The organism is Xanthomonas sp. 3075 (assembly GCF_014197275.1).
Taxonomy (GTDB): Bacteria; Pseudomonadota; Gammaproteobacteria; order Xanthomonadales; family Xanthomonadaceae; genus Xanthomonas; species Xanthomonas campestris_B.
This window is the reverse complement of sequence record NZ_JACIFI010000002.1, coordinates 173,356-197,193: the sequence shown is the minus strand read 5'-3', so window position 1 is coordinate 197,193 and position 23,838 is coordinate 173,356. Positions and strand designations below refer to the sequence as shown.

Genomic DNA, 23,838 nt, shown 5'->3' with positions numbered 1-23,838 from the left:
TGACGATGATGTCGATCAGGACTGCAGTGCGCCGTAGAAATTGAACAAAGGACTGTTTACTGAGATGAATACATTTCTGGTTCCAATAGTGCGTGTCGCAATCTTGCTTATCGCAACAGCAGCGCTCCCGTCCTTGGCTGTAGAGCCTGGTAAGCAGAAATGGACGATCGAGGCGCAGAATGCATCGATGCCACGCCAGGCGTTTGGTACGTTTGATACGCAACCGAAAGCAGTTGCGCGAATCACGCAGATCCCTGGGCCGGATGAGTTTCTCGCTGACATCTATAAGAGTGTCAATCAGATCAAGTCCGTATCTGTGCGGGGATCGACGATGACGATCACTTACTGGGTTGGGAAATCCCAGTCACTCGATCCCGAGTGGATGTATGTGGGGCGCTTTACAACCGAAGCGCAAGCAATCGAGTGGGCCAAGACAACTTACACGAGCGGGTCTACTGTCTGTGTAGCACCAACAGTTAATCCCGTGAGCGACTGGGAGCCATCCGCTCCTGGTTTTGATGGCATGTTGGAATCGCGAAAATATACGATGTCGGCATCGATTATCGCGGGTGGCGAATGCATGCCGATGACCCTCGAAATAAATATTCCACGCTCAAGGAATATGATGTGTCCGATTCAGGGCACGCAGTGGTCAAAGAAATATCAGGCTTGCGTTAATGAAGATGTGCTTGCATTTGTTAGTGGGCCTGCCGCGAAATGCGACAAGTCCACCGACGGCGGGTCTTTCCAAGGCAATCCGTGTGATGTTAAGACCGGAGAAAAGACACAGCCAGAGCTGGATATCGATCTTGGATGGGTTGCGCTCACCAGGACTTATCATTCTCTTGCATCTGTCAATACCGAAGGCTTCGGTGATGGCTGGAGTCATAGCCACCAACTTCGTTTGACGGCAGAGGATGCATACATCACGGTAGTGAACGGAGCTGGATTCCAACAGGTATTTCGCCAGGATGGCTCTGTCTTCACCGCTGAAGATAGCTCCGGAGACCGCATCATTCCATTTGAGGCTGGCTGGCGGCTGATGCGTCGTGATGCAATTCAGACCTTTAATGTAATGGGTCAGCTAAGCCGCACTGACAAACAAACTGGTGAATGGCTTTCGTACTATTATGATGTCCAAGGGAAACTGATGCGGATTGAAGGACCTCAGCAGCGCTCTCTTGAATTTGCGTACGGATCGGGAGCGAACGCAGCCATGATCGCATCTGTCCGTACGGGCAATCAGGTGCTTGCCTCCTACGCATATACGGCTTTAAGGCAGATCAAGACCGTTACTTATTCTGACGCGGCAACGCGAATCTATCACTATGAGGACAAGGCATTTCCTGGCTACCTCACCGGGATAACGGCGGAGGATGGTCGACGGTTCAGCTGGTTTGGATACGACAATGAAGGGCGTGTCACGTCAAGTCGTCACCACGATGGCGCTAGCGGCATCACGCTCGCATATTCTCCATCTGGCACAACGGTTGTGGATGCGCTTGGAAAGCAGACCTTCTTCGACATTGCGCTTGATGCAAATACATCTGCAAAGGTAAGCGCTGTCAGAGACCCAGCTGGGTCCGAGAGCAGTACCTTTGTTGCTGCGCCAAGCGAATTTAAAGGCCGCTTGGCCACCACCATGGACAGGAAGGGCGTGATTACCTCCCATTCCTATGCGCGGGTACAAGGCCAGGGCGGGGAGGAGTTGCAGCATGTGCTGCAGGAGGCCGTTGGAACACCTCAGTTACGCACAACCACAAGCCGGACGTCTTTGGCGAGTAATCGACTGACATACTTGGACACCGACAACCAGTCTGTCCGGTACGAATACAATACTCGTCTTCAATTGGTCAGAGCTTTACAAAGCGATGCCGTGACCGCGCAGGAGCGTTCGGTCAGTTACGCTTACTGTGAGCCAAGCGAAGCAGTTGCAGGCAGCGACTGTCCGCTGATCGGTTTACTCAAGTCAGTGGATGGCCCGCGCACAGACATTGCTGATCGCACCACTTACAACTATTACCCCATCGATGCCGCCGGGTGCGAGACCGGCACCGGAGCGTGCCCGTATCGCAAGGGCGACCTCAAGCAGACCATCAACGCCCGCGGCCAGATTCGCGAGAATCTGAGCTATGACACAGCAGGCCGCGTTCTTTCTGCCATTGACGAGAACGGGGTGCTGACCGATTACAGTTACCACCCGCGTGGTTGGCTGGCATCGACCACGGTGCATGGCGCTACTTCCGCGCAGAATCGCGCGACCACGTTCGAATACTGGCCCACCGGCTTGGTCAAACGCATCACCCAGCCTGATGGCAGCTACGCGACGTTTGTCTACGACCAAGCCCAACGCCTCACCGATGTCACTGATACGCTCGGCAATACGATGCATTACGTGCTTGATAAGGCTGGCAATCGTCTGGAGGAGCAGACCAAAGATGCACAAGGTACGCTCAAGCGCAGCTTGAGCCGTATTTACAACCAATTGGGCCAACTGAAAACGCAGGCGGACGCGGCCGCAAATCCCACCGACTACGCCTACGATGCAAACGGCAACCTGCGCTTGATCACCGACGCATTCGGCCGTAGCACCCTGCAAGAGCACGATCCGCTCGGTCGGCTTGCGCGCACCTTGCAGGATGTCGACGGCATCAAGGCCGAAACCAACGTGGGTTACGACACGCAGGATCGTCCCTTGCAGGTCAAGGACCCCAAACGTCTGGACACGCGCTACACATACAACGGCTTTGGCGATACCCTGAAGCTGACCAGCCCGGACACCGGCGTCACTAGCTATACCTACGACAGCGCGGGCAACCGCGCCACGCAAACCGATGCACGCGGCATCACCTCCACCTACGCCTACGATGCGCTCAACCGCGTCTTGAGCATCAGTTATCCAACCGCCGCCTTCAATGTCAGCTATACATATGACGTCACGCAGAGCGTGTGCGCCAGCGGTGAGGCCTTTACCGTCGGGCGGCTGGCCAAGCTCCAGGATGGCAGCGGTACCACCCAATACTGCTACAACCGCTTCGGCGAGGTGGTGCGTAAGGTGCAGACGGTCAATGGCAAGACGTTGGTGGTGCGCTACGACTACACAACCGGCGGCCGCCTACGGTCGATGGTCTACCCGGATGGTACTGCTGTCGATTACGTCCGCAACGCGCAAGGCCAGACGACCGAGGTTGGGGTGACCGCACCGGGCGGCAGCCGCCAGCGTCTGCTGAGCGGAGCGACCTACTATCCGTTCGGCCCATCTGCCGGCTGGACCTACGGCAATGGTCGTAAGTTGGCGCGCATGCACGATCAGGATTACCGCCCACAGAGCATTCAGGACAGCCGCACCGGAGGGCTGGAAATCGGCTTCGGCTTCGATGCCGTTGGCGACCTCACTGCCCTGACCCCGGCCGGTAATCCAACACCAGAACTTCGTCTGAACTACGACGCGCTCGGCCGACTCACTGCGCTCAAGGATGGCACTACCGAGACGGTGATCGATGGCTACAGCTACGATGCCACCGGCAATCGTCTGAGTGCCAAGGTCGGCGGCGCCACGCAGGCCTATACCTATCCAACGACCAACCACCGCCTGAGCGCGGTCGCAGGCGTGGCACGCACCTACGACAAGATGGGCAACACCCTCACCATCGGCGGCAAGGCACGCGAGTACCTGTACGACACCACCGGCCGTATGACCCAGGTCAAACGCGCAGGCGCCGCGGCCATGAATTACCGCTACAACGGCCGAGGCGAGCAGGTACGCCGCTACCTGGGCACCACCAACACCTACACGCTGTACGACGAGGCAGGCCACTGGCTCGGTGACTACGACACTAACGGCGCACCCACGCAGCAAGCGATCTGGCTGGACGACCTGCCGGTTGGCCTGCTGGCCAACGGCGGTCAACTGCACTACATCGAACCGGACCACCTCGGCAGCCCGCGTGTGGTAGTCGATGCCGCCCGCGACGTTGCGGTGTGGAACTGGAGCCTGAAGGGCGAAGCCTTCGGTAACACCGCGCCCAACCAGGATCCGGATGGCGATGGCGCCGCGTTGGTGTTCGACATGCGCTTCCCAGGCCAGCGATTTGATGCGGCAAGCGGATTCAATCAGAACTACTTCCGCGATTACGATGCGGCCACAGGTCGGTATGGGCAGAGTGATCCGATTGGCTTGGGCGGCGGCGCAAGTACTTACACATACGCGGGCAGTAACGCACTTTATCTATATGACGATAGAGGTATGCGTGCTGTTTGCAGATGCGTTGAGGGTGGGGTCGAAATAGATATAAATATAAATTTCAGTGGTGCCGGATCTAATCCACAAGTGATTGGCTCTATGCGCAGCGCAATTGAGGGAATTTGGTCGACTCCCGGTTTCAAAGTAACCACTAGTATCGGCGGGAGCAGAGCTACCAAAGTTGAGCTATTGCCAGGCACCGGAACATCTTTTATTCAGGGTAATCGCGGCGTCTGGTATGCAGATAATGATCCATGGGTTGCTGCGCATGAGGCCGGTCATATAATGAAATTCATATATAACTCCCGAGACGACATGTATGACATAATAAATAAAAACCCAAGAAAAGCAAAAGCTGTTCCTGGATGGGAAGGAAATATCATGGGCGATTATTTTGGTGTTCCAGACGACCGAGTAAGAAATATCATTAAAGATAGACTGGATTGCAAATGAAGCAACGTCTGATGTTATTTATATTTTTTTCTCCATTTATCTCGGGCTGTGCCGGAAACGTCGTTGAGGAAGCGGGTTGGAATGAAAAAAAGTCATTTCATAACCCGCAAGAGTTTCATAGATTAAAACCCCATAAAATCGTTGAGATAGTCTCAGGCAATCTTATTGCGGCTAAAAATATGTTGGGCACCAAAGAATACATCAAGATTGATCCCGATAAATTTCGCAGCCTTACCGGATTCCGTGGAAAAATTGAAGAAAAAGAAAATCACTTTCTCGTCGCGTCAAAAAAAGACGATGCCGACGGAGTGTATTCAGCATTTTTTTATGGCGGAAGGCTTAATTTAATTTACAACCACATGGGTAAATGCGGCGAGCTGGTTCCAGGGGTAGTAATTGTATCAATAGATGGAGAGATAATTGAGTTGTCGAGTGGATGTTCAGGGGCTCTCTGAGCATCAGGCTTTGGCTTGACCCTGTCGGCAACCTCACTGCCCTGACCCTGGCCGGCAACCCGACACCAGAACTTCGTCTGGACTACGACGCGCTCGGCCGACTCACTGCGCTCAAGGATGGCACTACCGAGACGGTGATCGATGGCTATAGCTACGATGGCACCGGCAATCGCCTGAGTGCCAAGGTCGGCGGCGCCACGCAGGCCTATACCTATCCGACGACCAACCACCGACTGGGCGCAGTCGCAGGCGTGGCGCGCACCTACGACAAGATGGGCAACACCCTCACAATCGGCGGCAAGGCACGCGAGTACCTGTACGACACCACCGGCCGTATGACACAGGTCAAACGTGCAGGCGCTGCGGTCATGAATTACCGCTACAACGGCCGAGGCGAGCAGGTACGCCGCTATCTGGGCACGACCAACACCTATACGCTTTACGACGAGGCCGGCCACTGGCTGGGCGACTACGACACCAACGGCGCACCCAAGCAACAAGCGATCTGGCTGGACGACCTGCCGGTGGGCCTGCTGGCCAACGGCGCTCAACTGCATTACATCGAACCCGACCACCTCGGTAGCCCCCGTGTGGTCGTCGATGCCGCCCGCGACGTTGCTGTGTGGAACTGGAGCCTGAAAGGCGAAGCCTTCGGCAACACTGCACCCAACCAGGATCCGGATGGAGACGGCACCGCGATGATTTTTGACATGCGATTCCCAGGCCAGCGGTTTGATGTAGCGAGCGGGTTCAATCAGAACTACTTCCGGGACTATGATGCTGCTACTGGTCGGTATGGGCAGAGTGATCTGATTGGGCTGGTTGGAGGAATTAGCACATATGCCTATGTTGAGGGGAATCCGGTCGGCTATGTTGATCCGTACGGACTGGAGAAGCTTGTCTTATTTACACCAGGTGCCAATGTTTTCTATCAGGGGGCATCGGTCGATACTGAGACCCCAGGGGTATGGTCAGTCTATGGGCATATGGGACCAGACAGAATTCTTGATCAGAGTTCTGGGCAGACGAACAAGCTCGATGTAGACGGAATAGCTCAGGTGCTCAGAGGCGCGGGCTGGACGCAGGGAGAACCAGTAGAGTTTAAGGGTTGTCGCTCTGGGCAAGGAGAAAATTCAATTGCAGAGCAATTTGCCAGAAAATACAAAACACCCACTTCGGGTGCGACGCAATACATGTGGTACAGCAATAACGGCATTACAGGTATTTGGGGGAAAGTGCCCTACTATCATACAAAGAATTATCTCTCCCCAGGAGTCATGCGAAATTTTCCGGCTGGCGGACGATGAATAAGCTGACTATGACGACACGGCTACGATGGATTGCTCTAATTCCATCGGTTGCTATCTGCTTTGTAGCTACATTGCTATTAATATACCCTTTTCGATATTTTATACTGCGCTTCTGTCCCCGTCATTACAGGTTGATTGAAGGGGTAACCGAATTATCCCAAAAAGACTATGCATTAACCATTCAGAGCTGTTCGGCAAGCTGGTTTCCGATGGCAGAAAAAGCCTTAATAGTTACGGTGCTGGTGCTGGCTATTATCGTAGCAGGTGTGATTGCGTCGATCATAGCGCCAGCACAGAAGAAGGCATCGGGGGCGATTGTTTCTTTTCTAGGTTTGGTGGTTATCGTAGCTACGCTTTTTCGATAACATTTCCCTCTGAGGTTCGAAGGATTGCAGTAATGAATTATTGCTGTTTTTGATCCGGAGAATTTGCAAAATATGCGTATGGATTGATAAATTGTACGGTCAAAAATTTATTTTTATTAATTCCGAAATAATTTATTCGCGAGTTCAAAAAATCTTTACCGAATGCTCAAAAAATTCCCATATCGCAAGATGCCCAAAATCCCCGGAATTTTTTAGAATTATTGCAATAATTGGGGTCTGGTTAATCTAAAAGAATGACGCTGTTTTGCGCGCTTAGCGTAATCGCCGAGCTAAACGACGGTATCAATCCACTGTGATCGACGGCTACAGCTACGATGCCACCGGCAATCGCCTGAGCGCCAAGGTCGGTGGCGCCATGCAGACCTACACATATCCAACCACCAACCATCGTTTGAGCGCGGTTGCCGGCGTGGCGCGTACCTACGACAAGTTGGGCAACACCCTCACCATCGGCGGCAAGGCACGCGAGTACCTGTATGACACCACCGGGCGCATGACCCAGGTCAAACGCGCAGGCGCCGCAGTAATGAACTACCGCTACAACGGCCGCGGCGAGCAGGTACGTCGCTATCTGGGGGCAACCAACACCTACACGCTGTATGACGAGGCCGGCCACTGGCTGGGCGACTACGACACCAACGGCGCACCCAAGCAGCAAGCGATCTGGCTGGACGACCTGCCTGTGGGCCTGCTGGCCAACGGCAGTCAACTGCACTACATCGAACCCGACCACCTCGGTAGCCCCCGTGTGGTCGTCGATGCCGCCCGCGACGTTGCCGTGTGGAGCTGGAGCCTGAAAGGCGAAGCCTTCGGTAACACCGCGCCCAACCAGGATCCGGATGGCGATGGCGCCGCGTTGGTGTTCGACATGCGCTTCCCAGGCCAGCGGTTTGATGTAGCGAGCGGGTTCAATCAGAACTACTTCCGGGATTACGATGCGGCCACAGGCAGGTATGGGCAGAGTGATCCGATTGGGCTTGATGGAGGGATTAGCACATATGCCTATGTTGGAGGTAACCCGGCAAATGCGATTGATCTGCTAGGCTTGATTGGCTACGTGTGCCAAAAGGGCAACAATATTGGCATCACCATTCCGATTAATTTCCAAGGTGCTACGCGAGCTCAGGTTGCTCAGATTAAAAATTCGATCCAACGCGCTTGGAGTGGAAAGTTCGGCTCATACAACGTCAAGACAGTAGTTCAGTCGATTCCGATTTGGCATGTTGGGACTACCAACGGTATTGCTGTCCGAGAGGCCGATAAAGAATCATATGTCCAAACACCTTGGATGAATGAAGGCGTTTGGTATACACCTGGTCAGTGGGGTGACGCGACATTTGCGCACGAGGCAGGCCATCTTCTTGGTTTGGGTGATTACGGTCCAGGGATCATGGGGAGAAACCTCAGTGTTCCTGTCAACGAGCAGAATATCAAGGACGTTTTGAATAATGGAAATGAAGCAATTACGCATGACTGCGGATGCAATAACTAGATTCGCCACTGTGGTGCTGGTTTTTTTGTCGGGATGTCATGGGGACCAAGGTGCTACTACACTGAGTGAACGGTACGGAGTCTGTGCAAACCTGCCGCCCCGTGCATCCTACCGAAGTGATGCGCCTGGCCCAGACTTTGATGTAGGCATCTTGAGTGCGAAAAACATTTCACTTGAGGTTTTCATTGGCGGACATCCAAGGTTCTCACATAAAGTGATGAGGGCTGGCGTAAAAACAACAGACGGGTTCAACTTACTTGGTAAGGAAGTGAGTGACAATCGGGAAAAGTTGTTGTTTGCTTATAATCGGGGCGGCAAAGAAGGGCCAGTATATGTAATGTTCATGGCTTCTGATTTGAGTAAGGTCGAGAAAATTTTGACTAAGAAAAACCTGCTTTTCAGCTGCATTGGGCTTAAGGGTCAGGGTTATTTAAAGAATTAAAAATGTTTTGCGTGCCTGGCAGATTCACAGAGATCAAAGACGTTTTCAAATCAGGGTGATCAACGGCTATAGTTACAATGGCATGGGTAACCGCCTCAGTGCCAAAATCGGCGGTGTCACGCAGGTCTATACGAACTCGACGGCCAACCGCCGCCTGAGCGCAGTCGCAGGCATGGCACATACTTACTAAAAAATGGGCAATACCCTCACCATCGGCGGCAAGGCACGCGAGTATCTGTATGACACCACCGGGCGCATGACCCAGGTCAAGCGCGCAGGTGCCGCGGTCATGAACTACCGCTACAACGGCCGTGGCGAGCAGGTACGCCGCTACCTGGGCACTACCAACACCTACACGCTTTACGACGAGGCGGGCCACTGGCTGGGCGACTACGACACCAACGGCGCACCCAAGCAACAAGCGATCTGGCTGGACGACCTGCCGGTGGGCCTGCTGGCTAACGGAGGTCAACTGCACTACATCGAACCTGACCACCTCGGTAGCCCCCGTGTGGTCGTCGATGCCGCCCGCGACGTTGCTGTGTGGAACTGGAGCCTGAAAGGCGAAGCCTTCGGCAATACCGCACCCAACCAGGATCCGGATGGCGATGGCACCGCGATGGTGTTCGACATGCGATTCCCAGGCCAGCGGTTTGATGTAGCGAGCGGGTTCAATCAGAACTACTTCCGGGATTACGATGCGGCCACCGGTCGGTATGGGCAGAGTGACCCGATCGGATTGGCTGGCGGAGGTAATACATATACCTATGTTTCAAGCAATCCAATGACTCTCATCGATCTTCTAGGCCTCACCCAGCATGACGTTGATTTTCTATTTGCTTTGGCTAAGGAGAGAGAGTTGGATTTAAGATTTCCTGGTCGGTTAAATGTTAGAGATCTTGGCGGTGATGAGGTGGGATATACAAACTACTTAAAAAGAACGATAACTCTGGATGATCGATATTTGCGAAGCCTTTCTCCGGCTCAGCGCGTCGATTTGTATGACACTATTGTTCATGAAGGTCTCCATCTGACTAAAGGAGTATTGTATAGTGCACGCAATCACGAAAAAATTTATGAAGAAGCAGGGAGGCGTACAGAATCCGCCAAGGACCAGATTGAAATGGGGTCTTATGATTGTAATGAGTAGGGCATTTTTTGCCGTAATTGGCGTGATCTCCTTATGTGGATGCAATAGTACTAAATCAAATATTAGAGCTGGTGTCGTCCTGGATGAAGTGAGGTGTAAACCTAACTCCAAAATTCATAGCGAGATTGCAGAAGCGCAAAGCGCCTGCCATCAAGCGGTTAACGGCGATGGCATTCAACTAATCGTTTCAAAGACAAGTCGATCTCCTTCATTGCATAGTGATACAGTCGCTAGAGAACTGACTTCGATTTTTATTCAGCCGGCTAGCGCTGTCTCTCACGTTGGTCCGGTTAAATTCGAGGCCTTCTATTCGCAAGGTCTGTTTGATCTTTTAGGCAAAACAGGCTGCGTTGGTGTTTTGGAAAGTGGCTTTGTTGAAATTAAAAAGCCGTCCAAAAAATTTATAATTAATTACTTCCTTCGTTTTGGACTGGTGAGCCCACTAGGATGGCCGGAAGACTGCAAAGAATCTCGTGAAATTTCTGGGTCTACGGAAATATAATTTCGTACACCAGTAAACGGGGTCGGATTCACTTAATAAGTGACGCCGTTTTGCGCTCTCGGCCGGCTTACCCTCCCCAACGACGGCACCACCACTGGAATGGATGGCTACAGCTACGATGCCACCGGCAATCGCCTGAGTGCCAAGGTCGGTGGCGTCATGCAGACCTGCACCTACCCAACCACCAACCATCGTCCGAGCGCAGTCGCAGGCATGGCACGTACTTAAGCCAAGATGGGCAACACCCTGACTATCGGCGGCAAGGCACGCGAGTACCTGTACGACACCAGCGGCCGTATGACGCAGGTCAAACGCGCAGGCGCCGCAGTCATGAACTACCGCTACAACGGCCGCTGTGAGCAGGTACTCCGTTATCTGGGCACCACCAACACCCATACGCTTTACAACCAGGCGGCCACTGTCTCGGCAACTACGAAACTACTGGCGGATTCAAATTGCATGCGCTGGCCAGAGTAATTGCCATGAGTGTTTCGTGCAAAGCTACTCAGCTGTAGTACGTCGATTCAGATAACAACAAGTGACCTCATATGAAGCCTTACTTAAAATTTCTGGTTTTCATTGTCGCGGCGATGCTGGTTGTACCTGTCTTTGCATTTGTGGCGTATGACGCATTTGTAGTTGCGCCTCGCGTAGGCGATCTCCGGACCATCCTCAGCAACGCGGATCCTCTTGACCGTTCACCTCCAGCTAATATCCGCCTGTATATCCATGCGCTGCACAGTAAAGGCGCATCACCTTCCGAAGTGGTTGCGATGCGGCTGCATTCACGTTTTCTGCAACGTAGTGGCGTGTTTCGATCACACATAGAGGAGTTTCTGTGGGGACGACTGATCTCTCTGCATCTGTCCGAGGACGAGGTGCTTGCGCTCTATTCCACGCTCGCCTACAACGGAGAGGGGACAGGTTTGAATGCGTTGTCCCGACGCATGTTTGCAAAGCCGCTCAGTGACTTGGATGACCGTGAGGCGGCTACATTGGTCGCGTATACGCGGGCGCCGGGTGTGTATGCACGCGATCCTGCCAGTCTGTCTGCGCGTCGAGATCAGCTGATTTCTGCTGTCCGAAGCGGGCTTTAGCACCCCCACTGCGCTGCCGCGTCATGATGTGAAGCATTTCTAGGGAGCCAGAAAAATAGAAAAATTCCTGCGATCGATGAAAACATTGTTGGGCACGCTGCTGCTTGTCGCAGGCGCCTGTCTGTTGGGTGCGGGAATCAGTGCCTCGGCGGCGACCTTTGGGTTAACCAAGTTCGCGGACGATCGTCGTGGCGAATGGGCCTTCTTGATCGTTCCAGTCGACCTGGTCTTGGGCTCTCTACTTGGCTACTTCGGCAGACGGTTCTTGGTCGGGGCGTCTGGCTACACTCGCCGGCAAATCGGTGGTGCTTTTGCGCTTCTCGTCGTCGCGTCGTGCGTGTTGCTCACTTGGCGATTCAGCAAGGGCAGTTGAGGGTCATCGGTCAGGCGCGGCTATATCGTGCGCCCCGGAAATGTTAGGTGCGAAGTGAAGCACGCCTGCGTGTCGAGGCTAGCTCGTTGCTTTATCGTAGCGGTTTGCGGCAGGGAATCAGGCTGCGGATGCGCTAATCGCGGAGCGCAACGCATGCATTTTTTTACGTCTTCCGCGTCGCCGCCACCGCTTCATCATCCCCATCCACATCCGCCTTGACGTCGGCTTCAAACAGATTCATCAGGTCTTCGCGCGCGTCGCGCGAGGTCTGGATCACCTTGGCCTCGTCGTCGTAGACCAGGTGCTGGGCGCGCATCAGGTCTTCGTCGTGCTTGCGGAAGCGCTCGACGTGTTCGCGTGCGAGCGTATCGGCCACGCCGAGCGAGGTCAGCACGCGCCCGCCCAGTTCCAGGCTGGTGGCGAAGACTTCGCGGAACGGTTCGGCGCCCAGGTCCATCAGTTTCCAGGCATGTTGGCGGTTGCGCGCACGCGCCAGCACGGTGGCTTGCGGGTAGAGGCGGCGGATCATGCGTACCGTCTTGATGTTGGTTTCCGGGTCGTCCAACGTGATCACGAACACCTTGATGCGGTCGGCACCGGCGGCGCGCAGCAGCTCCGGCCGGGTCGGGTCGCCGTAATACAGTTCTCCGCCGAAGCGGCGGATATCTGCCACGGTGTCGGGATTGTGTTCCAGCGCCACGAACGGCACGTGGCGCGAGGTGAGCAGGCGTGCCACCACCTGGCCAAAACGGCCCACGCCCGCGATCAGCACCTGAGGTGACTGCGCATCGATGGTGTCGAAGGGGCGCTCGGACTTGGGCGCCTGCACCCGCAGCGGTCCGTTGAGCAGGCGCTGCATGCCCAGCAGCAACAGCGGCGTCAGCGCCATCGACACGCCGACAATGGCGACCAAGCGGTCGTGATTGGCGCGCTCCAGCAAGCCGACCCGATCGGCCTCGTTGAACACCACGAATGCAAATTCGCCGCCCAGCCACAACACGCTGCCCAGCATCAGGCTGCTGCGCAACGGCAGCTTGGCCACGCTGCCAATGGCGACCAGCAGCGAGAACTTCACCACCAGCAGAATCGCCACGCCGGCGGCGATCACCCAGGGTTCGGCCACCACCCGGTTCAGATCGATACCCATGCCCACCGAGATGAAGAACAGGCCCAGCAGCAGGCCTTCGAACGGTTCGATCTGCGATTCGAGCTCGTGGCGGAATTCCGAATCGGCCAGCAGCACGCCGGCCAAGAACGCGCCCAGGCTGGCGCTCAATCCGGCCTCCTGCATGATCCAGGCGGTGCCCAGCACCACCAGCAAGGCGCTGGCGGTGAACACTTCCGGCATGCGCGTGCGCGCGACCACGTTGAACAGATGGCGCAGCACAAAGCGCCCGCACAGGATCACCAGTGCCAATGCCGTGACCGCCTTGGCCACGTCCTGCCATTCCAGCGTGGCGTTCTTGCTGCCGCCCAGCAGCGGAATGGCCGCCAGCAACGGGATTGCGATCAGGTCCTGGAACAACAGGATGGCAAATGCCAGGCGTCCGTAGTCGGTGCCCAGCGCCTTGCGTTCGGCCAGCAACTGCAGGCCCACGGCGGTGGACGACAACGCCAGCGCCACGCCGATGATCAGCGCGCTCTTCCAGCCCAGATTGCCGACCATCAGCAAGCCGCCCAGGATTGCCGTGGTGACCACCACCTGGGTGGCGCCGGCGCCGAACACCGAGTGGCGCATCACCTTCAAGCGGGTCGGCGACAGCTCCAGGCCGATCACGAACAGCAGCATCACCACACCGATCTCGGCCGCGCCGCTGATGCGCTCGGCATCCTGCACCACGCCCACGCCATCGGGGCCGAGCACCACGCCGGCAACCAGATAGGCCAACACCGCACCCAGGCCGAAGCGCTTGAATACCGGCACCGCGACGATGGCCGCCAGCATCAGCACCAGAGCCAGTTCCAGACCGCCGCTATGCATGAGCACTCTCCCGTGAGGCCCGCATTATGCCGCGCGAGGTCGCCGGCCGGTTCGCATCCAGATACCGCATGCGGCGGTAGCACACCGGGCACGCAGCCCGGCCCGCTGCACGCCCGGTGTGGGTCTGTACCTGCGAACACCCACGCAACGCGTGCGCTGCCGTCGTGCGTTGAATACGCTCGGATCGGGCGATTACCGGCTTTTGAGCAGGAAGCGGCGATCCAGCGGCTGCAGCGGGCGGGCATTGAACGGATAGACGCGTTCGAATGCATTGATCTGCGCTTCCGACACCTGCACCGGATGATCGAGGACCACCCAGTCCACCGTTTCGCTGCACGGTGGCGTCGTCAGCGATCCTTCGTAGCGAAAGAAATGCCGATGATCGGCGGGCAGGAAATCGCTGGCACGTATCGAGGCGTTGGCGACCAGTTGCGTCCGGTCCTTGTCCTTGGGCATGGCATCGAGCACGCGCTGGAAGGCCGGATTGGCCTTGCCGGTTTCGAAGAAGATCGCCAGCACGCCCAGCGTTCCGTCCGGGCCCTGGTGCACGATATGGGCTTCCATCGGAAAACGCCGGCCGTTCAACAAGTGCTCGCTTGGATGATGGAAATGCAGTTGCAAGACCTCGTACTGCTTTCCGCCGGTGGCCATCTTGCCGCCGTCATGCAGATCCAGCTGGATGGAATGGCCGGTGTTGCGCACCGCCAGCGGTACGGCGGTGTAATCCAGCAGCAAGCTGCCCAGATTGGCGTCGATGGCGGCCTTCAAATCGATCGGGCTGTTCTGCTGTCCGTTGCCGCACAGCGCATTTTCCTTCGCCAGCTCGGCCCAGTGTTCGGCGCCTTGCGGGCCGGTGTAGCCCCACTCGTGCCCGGTGTGCGGTGCGGTTTCGTGCGCGTCCACCGGCATGCTGGCGGGCAGCTGGGTCTGCGCCGTGGCCATCGCGCCCCAGCCAGCGGCCACGCACAGGCACAGGCACACCGGGATGATGCGACGTAACAGAAAAGACCTGGAAGAGGGCATGGGTAACTCCCGAAAGGACGCGATGGCAATGTGGATGCGATGGCCGACGCCATAGCAGAGAACGCCGCGATACCGGCAATGTGCGAAGCGGACTGTAGCAATGAACTGCGGCCGCCAGCACAGTTCTACGACGGCCGCTCGCCGCGTCCCTGGCTGTGCGCCGATGGGACGTGCCTGCACGTCAAGTGCATGCCGGCGTCGTGTACGCACCGGTTCGCCGCCCGGCGATCGCATCGATGGCGCCTGCCGCAGGCGCACCACTGCCGACGATATCGGAGGGGGATGCAGGGCGATCCGGCCTGCGCCAGCAGTGCGAAGGTCGGCATGGGCGGCGCGCGCGGGCATCGCGGTCTGCCGGATCGGCATTCGGGAGGCCCACTTAAACGGGCGTCCTGCAGGGCATTGACCAAGCCAGCTCAGGCGCGCAGACTGCGCCGCGCCGCCGCCCGAACCATCGGTCGGTGCGCACTTTCGGAGCCCTTACCTCATGTCCAGCGACAGTCACCCTAGACCCGGGTCGATGACCCAGCTGATGCGCGCCTGAGGCTTCAGGTTCGCCGGCTGTCATCGACGACGGTCGTCATCAGGCGAACCACCATGTACGACGAAACCCTGCGCCTTGCCCAAGGCGTCGATGCCTTGATCGCACCCCTGGCCGACCGCAACACGGCCGATGCGGTGGAATACCTCAACACCCTCGACCGCGACGATGCCGCACATGTGCTGGCCGCGCTGCCGCAACCGCGCGCGGTGAAATTGCTCGAACAACCCGAGCTGCACGACGCCAGCGCCCTGGTCGCGCAACTGCCGGCCGAGCAGGCCGCGTCGTTGCTCGGGCAGATGGCCGACGACCGCGCCACCGACATCTTCCATGGCCTGGACGCCGAGCAGCGTGCGCCGTTGCTGTGGCTGCTCAGCGCCGAGGCGCGGCTGTCGATCCAGGCGTTGATGCGCTACCCGCCCAATACCGCCGGTGCGCTGATGACCACCGAATTCGTGGCGGTGCCGGCCGACTGGACGGTGGGCCGCACCCTGCAGCACATCCGCGAGGTGGAGCGCAGCCGCGAGACGGTCTATGCGATCTATCTGCTCGACCCGCACAGCCGCGTGCTGACCCAGGTCGTCACCATGCGTCGGCTGATCACCGGCGCGCCGGAGGCACCGATCCTGGACGTGGCGCAGGTCAACCCGCCGGTCACCGTGGACCCGGCGCTGGACCAGGAAGAAGTCGCCCGGCTGATCCGTCGCCACGACTTGCTCGCCATCCCGGTGGTGGATGCGCACGGCCATGTGCTGGGCATCGTCACCGTGGACGATGTGTTGGACGCGCTGATCGCCGAATCCACCGAGGACGTGCACAAGTTCGGCGGCATGGAGGCGTTGGGCAAGCCCTACATGCAGATCGGCTTCGGGCAGATGATCAAGAAGCGTGCCGGCTGGCTGAGCGTGCTGTTTCTGGGCGAAATGCTCACTGCCAGCGCGATGCAGCACTTCGAGAACGAGTTGTCCAAGGCGGTGGTGCTGACCCTGTTCATTCCGCTGATCATGAGCTCGGGCGGCAACTCCGGTTCGCAGGCCACCTCGCTGCTGATCCGCTCGCTGGCATTACGCGAATTGCGTCTGGGCGACTGGTGGAAGGTGGCCCTGCGCGAGCTGCCGACCGGGCTCACCCTGGGCACCATCCTGGGCCTGCTGGCGATCGTGCGCATCACCATCTGGCAGACCGCCGGCATGTACGACTACGGCCCACACTGGCAGATGGTGGCGCTGACCATCGGTGCGGCGCTGATCGGCATCGTCACCTTCGGCTCGCTATCCGGCTCGATGCTGCCGTTCGTGCTGCAACGGCTCGGCTTCGACCCGGCCAGCGCCTCGGCCCCGTTCGTGGCCACGTTGGTGGATGTCACCGGCTTGGTGATTTATTTCAGCATTGCGGCGGCCATCTTGAGCGGAACGTTGTTGTAAGGTCTGCCAACACGACCGATAAGGAGATCGCGATGGGCAACAAGGCGCTGCGGTATCTACTTGGGGCGGGTGCGTTGCTGGTCGCCATGTCGCAGCCAGGATGGGCCGAACAGGCCCATCCGCCGGCCTGCGCCTATGATCGCGCCGCCATGCTGGCGCTGGATGAGAACGCCTTCGACCAGGACATGCAGGGCGGCTGGCGCACCATCGCCGACCGCCCCGGCTGCACCCTGGCCGCCGCCGATCTGCTGCGCGAGTATCGCCAGGCGCATGCGATCACTGGCGGCATCGTGACCTGGCACGAAGGCCAGATGCGTGCAGAGGCCGGTCAAACGGCACAGGCGATCGCCTTGTTCGAAAAGTCTTACAAGCCAGCCGCCGAGGATCTCGCCGGCTGGAATCTGTATGTGGATGCGATGCTCGCGTTCCTCAAACGCGATCGCGCCAGTCTGGATGCCGCACGTGCGCAGCTTGCGTCGGTGCCCTATCCGCAGGCCAAGGACATGCCGCCGTTGCAGGATGGCTATCTGGTGTTTCCCGCCGAGAAGGGCCGGGCTGAGATGAAGATGCGCTGGCCACCAAACCTGGATGTCGTCGATGGCCTGATCAAATGCTACGACGAACCCTATTCGGTGGCTTACGGCGCCCAGCGTTGCCGCACATCGACCTCGACACTTTCGAAGTAGGCAGGCATCGACAGGTCGGGCACCGCGCTGCGCTGCGGCAGGCATGACGACGGTGCAGGCAGTGGTGCACTGACCAGCCAAACGAATCACCAGCCCGAACGGTCTTCGGAGGAAACGATCGACGATTGTCGACGGCGGTCATGCCGCGAGACGGCTGCGCCAAGTCCCTGGCCGCAGGGGACACGCGCACCCGTCGGCTGTCCGCCATCTCGCGTTCGCCAACCTTGCCGTATGCCCTCGCACGGCAGTGCGTGTACCGTAGCGCGATGGCATTGTTCTCCCCCGCACGATGAGTACCTATCACCTGCAACAGGTCTTCCGCCCCAGCACCGTGGCGGTGGTCGGCGGCAGTCCGCGCGATCGCTCGGCCGGGCGCGCGGTGGTGCGCAACCTGCGCGCGGCCGGGTTTCCGGGGCAGATCGGTTGGGTGAGCCCGCGTTACAGCGAGATCGATGGCGTGCGCACGGTGGCACGCTTGACCGATCTGGCCTGGGTGCCGGATCTGGTGGTGATCACCGCGCCGGCGCGCATCGTGCCGCGTATCGTCTCGATTGCCGCACGGCGCGGCGTGGCCGCAGCGATCATCCTGACCGCCGGTCTCGGCAGCGGCCCCGGCTCGCCGGCCGCGCGCATGGAAGCGGCGGCGCGGGCCAAGGGCATGCGCATTCTCGGCCCGCATTGCCTGGGCGTGATCGCCCCGCATGCGCGGCTCAATGCCAGCATCGCCGCACATTGCCCGCAGGCCGGCGATCTGGCGCTGATCTCCGAATCCAGCGCCATTGCCGCGGCGCTGGTGGAGTGGGGCGTGGCGCGCTCGGTGGGGTTCTCGGCGGTGGTGTCGCTGGGCGACACGCTGGATGTGGACTTCGGCGACCTGCTCGATTACTTCGCCACCGACTACCGCACCCGCGCGATCCTGCTGTATGTCGAACGCATCGGCGATGCGCGCAAGTTCATGTCGGCCGCGCGTGCCGCCGCGCGCGCCAAACCGGTGGTGGTGGTCAAGTCCGGCCGCCAGTTCCGCATCAATCCCAATGCCGACACCCACGCGCAGGCGCTGGCCGGCTCGGATGCGGTGTATGGCGCCGCATTCGCGCGTGCCGGCCTGTTGCGGGTGGGTGCGCTGGACGAGTTGTTCGCTGCGGCCGAAACCCTGGGCCGGCTCGGCAGTTTTCCGGGCAGGCGCCTGGCCATCCTGAGCAATGGCGGCGGGGTGGGGCAGCTGGCGGTGGACCAGCTGGTGCTGCGCGGCGGCACCCTGGCCGAGTTGTCGGCCAAGACCCTGGAGCGGTTGGATCAATCGCTGCCCGAAGGCTGGTCGCGCAGCAATCCGGTGGACATCATCGTCGACGCCGACGGGCCACGTTACGCGGCGGCGATCGAAGCGCTACTGGACGACCCGGAGAACGACGCGCTGCTGGTGGTCAATGTGCCCACTGCGTTCACCTCCTCGGCCGATGCGGCCAAGGCGCTGACCCGCGCGCTGGACCAACGCGACCGCTATCAGCGCGAAAAGCCGGTATTCGCGGTATGGCTGGGCCAGGACGATCAGGCGATCGCCGCGCTCAATGCCGCGCGCGTGCCGACCTATGCGACCGAATCGGATGCGGTGCGCGGCTTCACCCACCTGGTGCGCTACCGCGAGGCGCAGGCGGCGTTGATGGAAACCCCGCCCAGCCTGCCGGAAGATTTCGTGGTGGATGCCGGCATCGCCCGCGCGGTGGTCGATGAGGCCTTGGCCGCCGGTCGGCGCTGGCTGGACCCGGTCGCCACCAACCGGCTGCTGGCCGCCTACGGCATCCCGATCGTGCCGCTGCAGGTGGCGGCCACCGCCAACGAGGCGGCGTTGCTGGCCGACCCGCTGCTGGCCGTCGGCCGCACGGTGACCTTGAAGGTGCTGTCCGGCGACATCGCGCACAAGTCCGATGTGGATGGCGTGCGCCTGAACCTGTCCAGCGTGGCGGCGGTGCGCGAGGCGGCGAACGGCATCCTGGCGCGTGCGCGCGCCGCACACCCCAACGCCGTCATCGAGGGCGTGATCGTGCAGCCCACCGTGCTGCGGCCCAAGGCGCGCGAACTGATCGCCGGCATTGCCGACGACCCGGTGTTCGGCCCGGCGATCGTGTTCGGCCGCGGCGGCACCGCGGTGGAAGTCATCAACGACCGCGAACTGGCGTTGCCGCCGCTGGACCTGCGCCTGGCCCACGAGCTGATCGGGCGTACGCGGGTTTCGCGCATCCTCAAGGCCTACCGCGATGTGCCGGCGGCCGACGAGCGCGCGGTGGCGCTGGTGCTGGTCAAGCTGGCGCAGCTGGCCGCCGACATCCCCGAAATCACCGAGCTGGATATCAACCCGCTGCTGGCCGACCGCGATGGCGTGATCGCGCTGGACGCGCGCGTGGCGGTGGCGCCGGCGCGCAAGCTGCACAAGGGACGCGGCCATCCGCGCTTTGCGATCTTCCCGTATCCGAAGGAATGGGAGCGCCAGATCGGCCTGGGCGATGGCACGCATGTGCTGGTGCGCCCGGTGCGCCCGGAAGACGACGCGCTGTTCCGCGCGTTCTTCGCGCGGGTCACCGACGAAGATCTGCGGCTACGTTTCTTCCAGTCGGTCAAGCATTTCAGCCACGAATTCATCGCCCGGCTGACCCAGCTCGATTACGCGCGCTCGATCGCGCTGGTGGCCATCGACCCCAAGACCGGCGACATGCTCGGCGCGGTGCGCCTGCATGCCGACGCCGATTACGAGGGCGGCGAGTACGGCATCCTGATCCGCTCCGACCTCAAGGGCCACGGCATCGGCTGGCAGCTGATGCGCATCATGATCGAGTACGCGCGCTGGCTGGGCCTGAAGCAGATCGAAGGCCAGGTGCTGCGCGAGAACCGCACCATGCTGGCGATGTGCCAGAGCCTGGGCTTCGGGGTCCGCCCGGATCCGGACGATGCGACCCTGATGGCGGTGACACTGCCGGTGGCCGGCTGAGGCGCAGGCAGGGCCTTGCTGGTACTGGGCTGGGAATGGCCGTAGACTCTCGCTGCACGGGATTCCACCCGCAGCCGATTCCGATTTCATGGACGATGTCATGTTGGAAGGCGATGATCGGCCGACGCTCCTCACCCCTGCCGCAGTGCCAGATGCGCACGCGTCACCGCAGTGCGATTTGTCACACCACGGGCGGATCAAGCCAGTGGGCGGGCGCGACGCGGTGGTACGTGGTATTCCCCTTTTTGCTCGCTTCGTCCCGAAACGCGTAGGCATCGCCTACGTACCAGGGTCGTGACCGCTCGTTTTAGTCTCAGCACTGTCGGGAGTTTCAATGTTTCGTGATTTCAGAATGTCGTTCGTCATCACCGCACTGTGTCTGGGTGCCGCAGCGTGGTGGGGTCATAACTCCAGCATGGGGGTGTGGCAGGCGTTGTGGCTATGCGCGGTCCTGAGCGTGCTCGAGGTCTCGCTGTCCTTCGACAATGCGGTGGTCAACGCCGGCGTGCTCAAGCACATGAGCGAATTCTGGCGGAAGCTGTTTTTGACCGTCGGTATCCTGATCGCCGTGTTCGGCATGCGACTGGTGTTCCCGATCGTGATCGTGTCGGTGGCGACCGGCATGGGCCTGATGCCGGTGATCGATCTGGCGCTCAACGAGCCGGAAAAGTACAGCCAGGTGCTGACCGATCATTACCCTTCGATTGCGGCTTTCGGCGGCATGTTCCTGCTGCTTGTGTTCCTCAACTTCCTGTTCGATCGTGATCGCGAGCTGCACTGGCTGGGGCCGGTGGAGCGCCTGGTCGGCAAGCTGGGCAAGGCCGATGCCATGTCCGTGATCGTCGCGGTCGCCGTGCTGTTGGGGACCAAGCTGTTCCTGCCGCAGGACATCTTCCAGAGCGTGCTGTTCGCCGGTATGGGCGGCATCCTGCTGTACCTGCTGGTCGATAGCGTGGATGCGCTGTTCGAGTCCGAAGAGGATGAGGGCGGTGTCAGCGTCGCCAAGCGTTCGGGCGTGGCCGCGTTCCTGTATCTGGAAGTGCTGGATGCCTCTTTCTCGTTCGACGGGGTCATCGGCGCGTTCGCGATCACCCGCGACGTGGTGATCATCATGCTGGGCCTGGCGATCGGCGCGATGTTCGTGCGGTCGATGACGGTCTATCTGGTGCACAAGGGCACGCTGGACGAATTCGTGTTCCTGGAGCACGGCGCGCATTACGCCATCGGCGTGCTGGCGATCATCATGCTCATCGGCACGGTGCACCACGTACCGGAAGTGCTGACCGGCCTGATCGGCGTGGCCTTCATCGCGGCCTCGGTGTGGTCCTCGATCCGCTACCGTAAGCGGCACCCGGCTGGCGACAACGCGTAGCCTGGCCGACTGTCGTTCGCTGTTTTCGGCAGGGAGCGACGCTGGTGCGGCCATGTCCACAGCGTCGCGCCGTGCCGGACTAGCCGGCACCGCCGGCGGCGCGCTGCGCCTGCCGCATGTCTGGCCAACCTGCCTGACACGATGACCCGGCCTCTTTTCCGCCTTTCCTTTATCAGGTGAAGTCATGCGTCGTTTGCCCGTCTATTTGCTACTCGACACCTCCGGATCCATGCGCGGCGAGCCGATCGCTGCGGTCAATGTCGGGCTGCGTGCCCTGGTGACATCGCTGCGGCAGGATCCATCGGCCCTGGAGAGCGTGCACATCTGCTTGATGACCTTCGATGCGGACGTGAAGACCATCCTGCCGCTGACGCCGCTGGACCAGCTGCAATTGCCGGAAATCACGACCCCCGATTCGGGTCCCACCATGCTCGGCAAGGCGCTGGAGCATGTCTGCGAGCGTGTGGATCTGGAAGTGCGTCGTTCCAGCGAAGACGCCAAGGGCGATTGGGCGCCGTTGCTGTTCGTGATGACCGATGGCAGTCCCACCGATCTGCAGGTGTTCGAAGAGCAGATTCCCGAACTGCGCAAGCGCAACTTTGCCAACATCATCGCCTGCGCGGCAGGTCCCAAGGCCAAGTCGACCTACCTGTCCATGTTCACCGCCAATGTGTTTGCGCTGGATACGCTGGACAGCGCGTCGTTCACCAGCTTCTTCAAGTGGGTGTCGGCAGCGGTCAGCGGTGGCAGCCGGAGCCAGGGCAGCCCGGAGGGCACGGCGCTGCCGCCGCCGCCGAGCGAAATCCAGCTGGTGCTGTAACCGCAGTTGCCGGGTTCTTGAGTCGCTGTCTTCGTTGCGGAGTCTGAGATGCGTCGCCTTCCGATCTATTTCCTGCTCGATGTCTCCGAGTCAATGATCGGGGAAAACCTGTATCGGCTCGAAGAAGGCCTGTCGCACATCGTGGCGACGTTACGGACCGATCCGCACGCGCTGGAAACCGCGTGGATTTCGATCATCGCCTTCGCTGGCCAGGTGCGCCGGTTGCTTCCGCTGACCGAACTGACGAGCGTGGTCGTGCCCAGCCTGCCGGCGGGCGGTGGGACCTCGCTGGGCAGGGCAATGAACTATCTGATGGACGAGGTGGATGCCTCGGTGCGCCGCAATACCCCTGAGCGCAAGGGCGACTGGAAGCCGATCGCCTTCCTGATCACCGATGGCAAACCAACCGACGATATCGCGCCGGCCCTGTCGCGCTGGCAGCAGCACTACGCCAGCCGCGTCTCGTTGGTTGCGGTCTCGATCGGGCGCAATGCCGACCTGGGAGTGCTCAGCCAGTTCACCGATGCCGACAAGGTGCTGACGCTCGATGACAGCAGCGACGGTGCGTTTCAGCGCTTCATCGCCTGGGTCACGCAATCGGTACAGGCGCGTAGCCGTAGCGTGGGTGATGTGAACAAGGAGGAGCAGCTGCCGGACGCCGACGTGTCGATTCTGAAGAAGCTCAATCTGGACAAGCCGATGGAGCGCGTCGACGAGTCCAACGCGTACTTCGTGTCCAAGTGCCAGCGTAGCGAATTGCCGTATATCTCGCGCTACGAGCCGATGCATCAATCCTTCGATGTCGGCAGCGCGCAACTCAGCGCCACCACGTATCGGCTGGTCGGCTGCTATCCGGTCAAGAACAGCTATTTCGAGATGTCTTCAGAGGCGCCCAACTTCGCCACGGTGGAGTCGGACCAGATCTTCGGCACGCCAAGTTGCCCGCATTGCGGTAACCGGATCGGATTTGCGATGTGTTCCTGCGGCAATACGTTCTGCGTTGCCGGGGAGGGAGAGCAGACCTGTCCATGGTGCCAGCAACGCGCCTACTTCGGCTGTTTCGCCGATGGAGAGTCGGTCGAAATCTCGCGTGCGCGGGGCTAGC

At 59.6% G+C, this 23,838-nt stretch carries 15 protein-coding genes and 4 pseudogenes; 17 read left to right on the top strand and 2 right to left on the bottom strand.

Annotated elements, in window-relative coordinates; translation table 11 throughout:
- Positions 1 to 64: 64 nt before the first annotated feature.
- The 11 genes and pseudogenes from GGR62_RS02825 (at position 65) to GGR62_RS02775 (ending at position 11,903) form a co-directional block, all read left to right on the top strand.
- The gene (locus tag GGR62_RS02825; RefSeq protein ID WP_260305380.1) at positions 65 to 4,696 is read left to right on the top strand and encodes an RHS repeat-associated core domain-containing protein; all 4,632 of its coding nucleotides are present in this window, start codon (positions 65 to 67) and stop codon (positions 4,694 to 4,696) included.
- A complete protein-coding gene (locus GGR62_RS02820; protein WP_184406468.1) occupies positions 4,693 to 5,151 on the top strand; it encodes a hypothetical protein in 459 nt (152 codons plus the stop codon). Before GGR62_RS02825 ends, GGR62_RS02820 begins: the two co-directional genes overlap by 4 nt.
- A gap of 17 nt (positions 5,152 to 5,168) precedes the next feature.
- Positions 5,169 to 6,458 (top strand): annotated as a pseudogene (locus GGR62_RS02815) (RHS repeat-associated core domain-containing protein); the annotation flags it as partial.
- Entirely contained in the window at positions 6,455 to 6,826 is a 372-nt protein-coding gene (locus GGR62_RS02810) for a hypothetical protein (protein WP_184406467.1), read from the top strand. The pseudogene GGR62_RS02815 and the gene GGR62_RS02810, both read left to right, overlap by 4 nt.
- Before the next feature lie 310 nt (positions 6,827 to 7,136).
- Positions 7,137 to 8,339: pseudogene (locus tag GGR62_RS21045) on the top strand (RHS repeat-associated core domain-containing protein); the annotation flags it as partial.
- Positions 8,302 to 8,781, top strand: a complete 480-nt coding sequence (locus GGR62_RS02800; RefSeq protein WP_184406466.1) for a hypothetical protein — start codon at positions 8,302 to 8,304, stop codon at positions 8,779 to 8,781. The pseudogene GGR62_RS21045 and the gene GGR62_RS02800, both read left to right, overlap by 38 nt.
- Positions 8,782 to 8,836: 55 nt before the next feature.
- Positions 8,837 to 9,931 (top strand): annotated as a pseudogene (locus tag GGR62_RS02795) (RHS repeat-associated core domain-containing protein); the annotation flags it as partial.
- Positions 9,924 to 10,433, top strand: coding sequence for a hypothetical protein (locus GGR62_RS02790; protein ID WP_184406465.1), 510 nt, complete (start codon positions 9,924 to 9,926; stop codon positions 10,431 to 10,433). The pseudogene GGR62_RS02795 and the gene GGR62_RS02790, both read left to right, overlap by 8 nt.
- Positions 10,434 to 10,490: 57 nt before the next feature.
- Positions 10,491 to 10,879 (top strand): annotated as a pseudogene (locus tag GGR62_RS02785) (RHS repeat-associated core domain-containing protein); the annotation flags it as partial.
- 102 nt (positions 10,880 to 10,981) lie between these two features.
- Entirely contained in the window at positions 10,982 to 11,530 is a 549-nt protein-coding gene (locus tag GGR62_RS02780; protein WP_184406464.1) for a transglycosylase domain-containing protein, read from the top strand.
- 76 nt (positions 11,531 to 11,606) lie between these two features.
- Entirely contained in the window at positions 11,607 to 11,903 is a 297-nt protein-coding gene (locus GGR62_RS02775) for a hypothetical protein (protein WP_184406463.1), read from the top strand.
- Positions 11,904 to 12,066: 163 nt separating this feature from the next.
- Here GGR62_RS02775 and GGR62_RS02770 read toward each other — a convergent pair whose 3' ends face one another.
- Together GGR62_RS02770 and GGR62_RS02765 are read right to left on the bottom strand one after the other, a co-directional pair.
- A complete protein-coding gene (locus GGR62_RS02770; RefSeq protein ID WP_184406462.1) occupies positions 12,067 to 13,884 on the bottom strand; it encodes a monovalent cation:proton antiporter-2 (CPA2) family protein in 1,818 nt (605 codons plus the stop codon).
- A gap of 192 nt (positions 13,885 to 14,076) precedes the next feature.
- Positions 14,077 to 14,907 (bottom strand): carbonic anhydrase family protein, encoded by an 831-nt coding sequence (locus GGR62_RS02765; RefSeq protein WP_184406461.1) that lies wholly within the window; start codon positions 14,905 to 14,907, stop codon positions 14,077 to 14,079.
- Between the two features lie 597 nt (positions 14,908 to 15,504).
- Here GGR62_RS02765 and mgtE point away from each other — a divergent pair.
- The 6 genes from mgtE to GGR62_RS02735 all read left to right on the top strand — a co-directional run bounded on the left by mgtE (position 15,505) and on the right by GGR62_RS02735 (position 23,837).
- A complete protein-coding gene (mgtE, locus tag GGR62_RS02760) occupies positions 15,505 to 16,872 on the top strand; it encodes a magnesium transporter (protein ID WP_184406460.1) in 1,368 nt (455 codons plus the stop codon).
- A gap of 32 nt (positions 16,873 to 16,904) precedes the next feature.
- Positions 16,905 to 17,558 carry a hypothetical protein gene (locus GGR62_RS02755; RefSeq protein ID WP_184406459.1) on the top strand — a complete coding sequence of 218 codons (654 nt, stop codon included), beginning with the start codon at positions 16,905 to 16,907 and terminating at the stop codon, positions 17,556 to 17,558.
- A 289-nt stretch (positions 17,559 to 17,847) separates the two neighbouring features.
- Entirely contained in the window at positions 17,848 to 20,541 is a 2,694-nt protein-coding gene (locus tag GGR62_RS02750; protein WP_184406458.1) for a bifunctional acetate--CoA ligase family protein/GNAT family N-acetyltransferase, read from the top strand.
- 334 nt (positions 20,542 to 20,875) lie between these two features.
- Positions 20,876 to 21,913 carry a DUF475 domain-containing protein gene (locus tag GGR62_RS02745; RefSeq protein ID WP_184406457.1) on the top strand — a complete coding sequence of 346 codons (1,038 nt, stop codon included), beginning with the start codon at positions 20,876 to 20,878 and terminating at the stop codon, positions 21,911 to 21,913.
- A gap of 184 nt (positions 21,914 to 22,097) precedes the next feature.
- Positions 22,098 to 22,733, top strand: a complete 636-nt coding sequence (locus tag GGR62_RS02740; RefSeq protein WP_184406456.1) for a VWA domain-containing protein — start codon at positions 22,098 to 22,100, stop codon at positions 22,731 to 22,733.
- 48 nt (positions 22,734 to 22,781) lie between these two features.
- Positions 22,782 to 23,837, top strand: a complete 1,056-nt coding sequence (locus GGR62_RS02735; protein ID WP_184406455.1) for a TerY-C metal binding domain-containing protein — start codon at positions 22,782 to 22,784, stop codon at positions 23,835 to 23,837.
- The last annotated feature ends 1 nt before the right edge of the window (position 23,838 follow it).

Bases quoted from the DNA above. Each gene is read 5' to 3' on its own strand.
- GGR62_RS02790 (WP_184406465.1), top strand. From the start codon at position 9,924: ATGAGTAGGGCATTTTTTGCCGTAATTGGCGTGATCTCCTTATGTGGA.
- GGR62_RS02820 (WP_184406468.1), top strand. From the start codon at position 4,693: ATGAAGCAACGTCTGATGTTATTTATATTTTTTTCTCCATTTATCTCG.
- GGR62_RS02800 (WP_184406466.1), top strand. From the start codon at position 8,302: ATGAAGCAATTACGCATGACTGCGGATGCAATAACTAGATTCGCCACT.
- GGR62_RS02745 (WP_184406457.1), top strand. From the start codon at position 20,876: ATGTTTCGTGATTTCAGAATGTCGTTCGTCATCACCGCACTGTGTCTG.
- GGR62_RS02740 (WP_184406456.1), top strand. From the start codon at position 22,098: ATGCGTCGTTTGCCCGTCTATTTGCTACTCGACACCTCCGGATCCATG.
- GGR62_RS02770 (WP_184406462.1), bottom strand. From the start codon at position 13,884: ATGCATAGCGGCGGTCTGGAACTGGCTCTGGTGCTGATGCTGGCGGCC.
- GGR62_RS02775 (WP_184406463.1), top strand. From the start codon at position 11,607: ATGAAAACATTGTTGGGCACGCTGCTGCTTGTCGCAGGCGCCTGTCTG.
- GGR62_RS02750 (WP_184406458.1), top strand. From the start codon at position 17,848: ATGAGTACCTATCACCTGCAACAGGTCTTCCGCCCCAGCACCGTGGCG.
- GGR62_RS02755 (WP_184406459.1), top strand. From the start codon at position 16,905: ATGGGCAACAAGGCGCTGCGGTATCTACTTGGGGCGGGTGCGTTGCTG.
- mgtE (WP_184406460.1), top strand. From the start codon at position 15,505: ATGTACGACGAAACCCTGCGCCTTGCCCAAGGCGTCGATGCCTTGATC.
- GGR62_RS02765 (WP_184406461.1), bottom strand. From the start codon at position 14,907: ATGCCCTCTTCCAGGTCTTTTCTGTTACGTCGCATCATCCCGGTGTGC.
- GGR62_RS02735 (WP_184406455.1), top strand. From the start codon at position 22,782: ATGCGTCGCCTTCCGATCTATTTCCTGCTCGATGTCTCCGAGTCAATG.
- GGR62_RS02780 (WP_184406464.1), top strand. From the start codon at position 10,982: ATGAAGCCTTACTTAAAATTTCTGGTTTTCATTGTCGCGGCGATGCTG.
- GGR62_RS02825 (WP_260305380.1), top strand. From the start codon at position 65: ATGAATACATTTCTGGTTCCAATAGTGCGTGTCGCAATCTTGCTTATC.
- GGR62_RS02810 (WP_184406467.1), top strand. From the start codon at position 6,455: ATGAATAAGCTGACTATGACGACACGGCTACGATGGATTGCTCTAATT.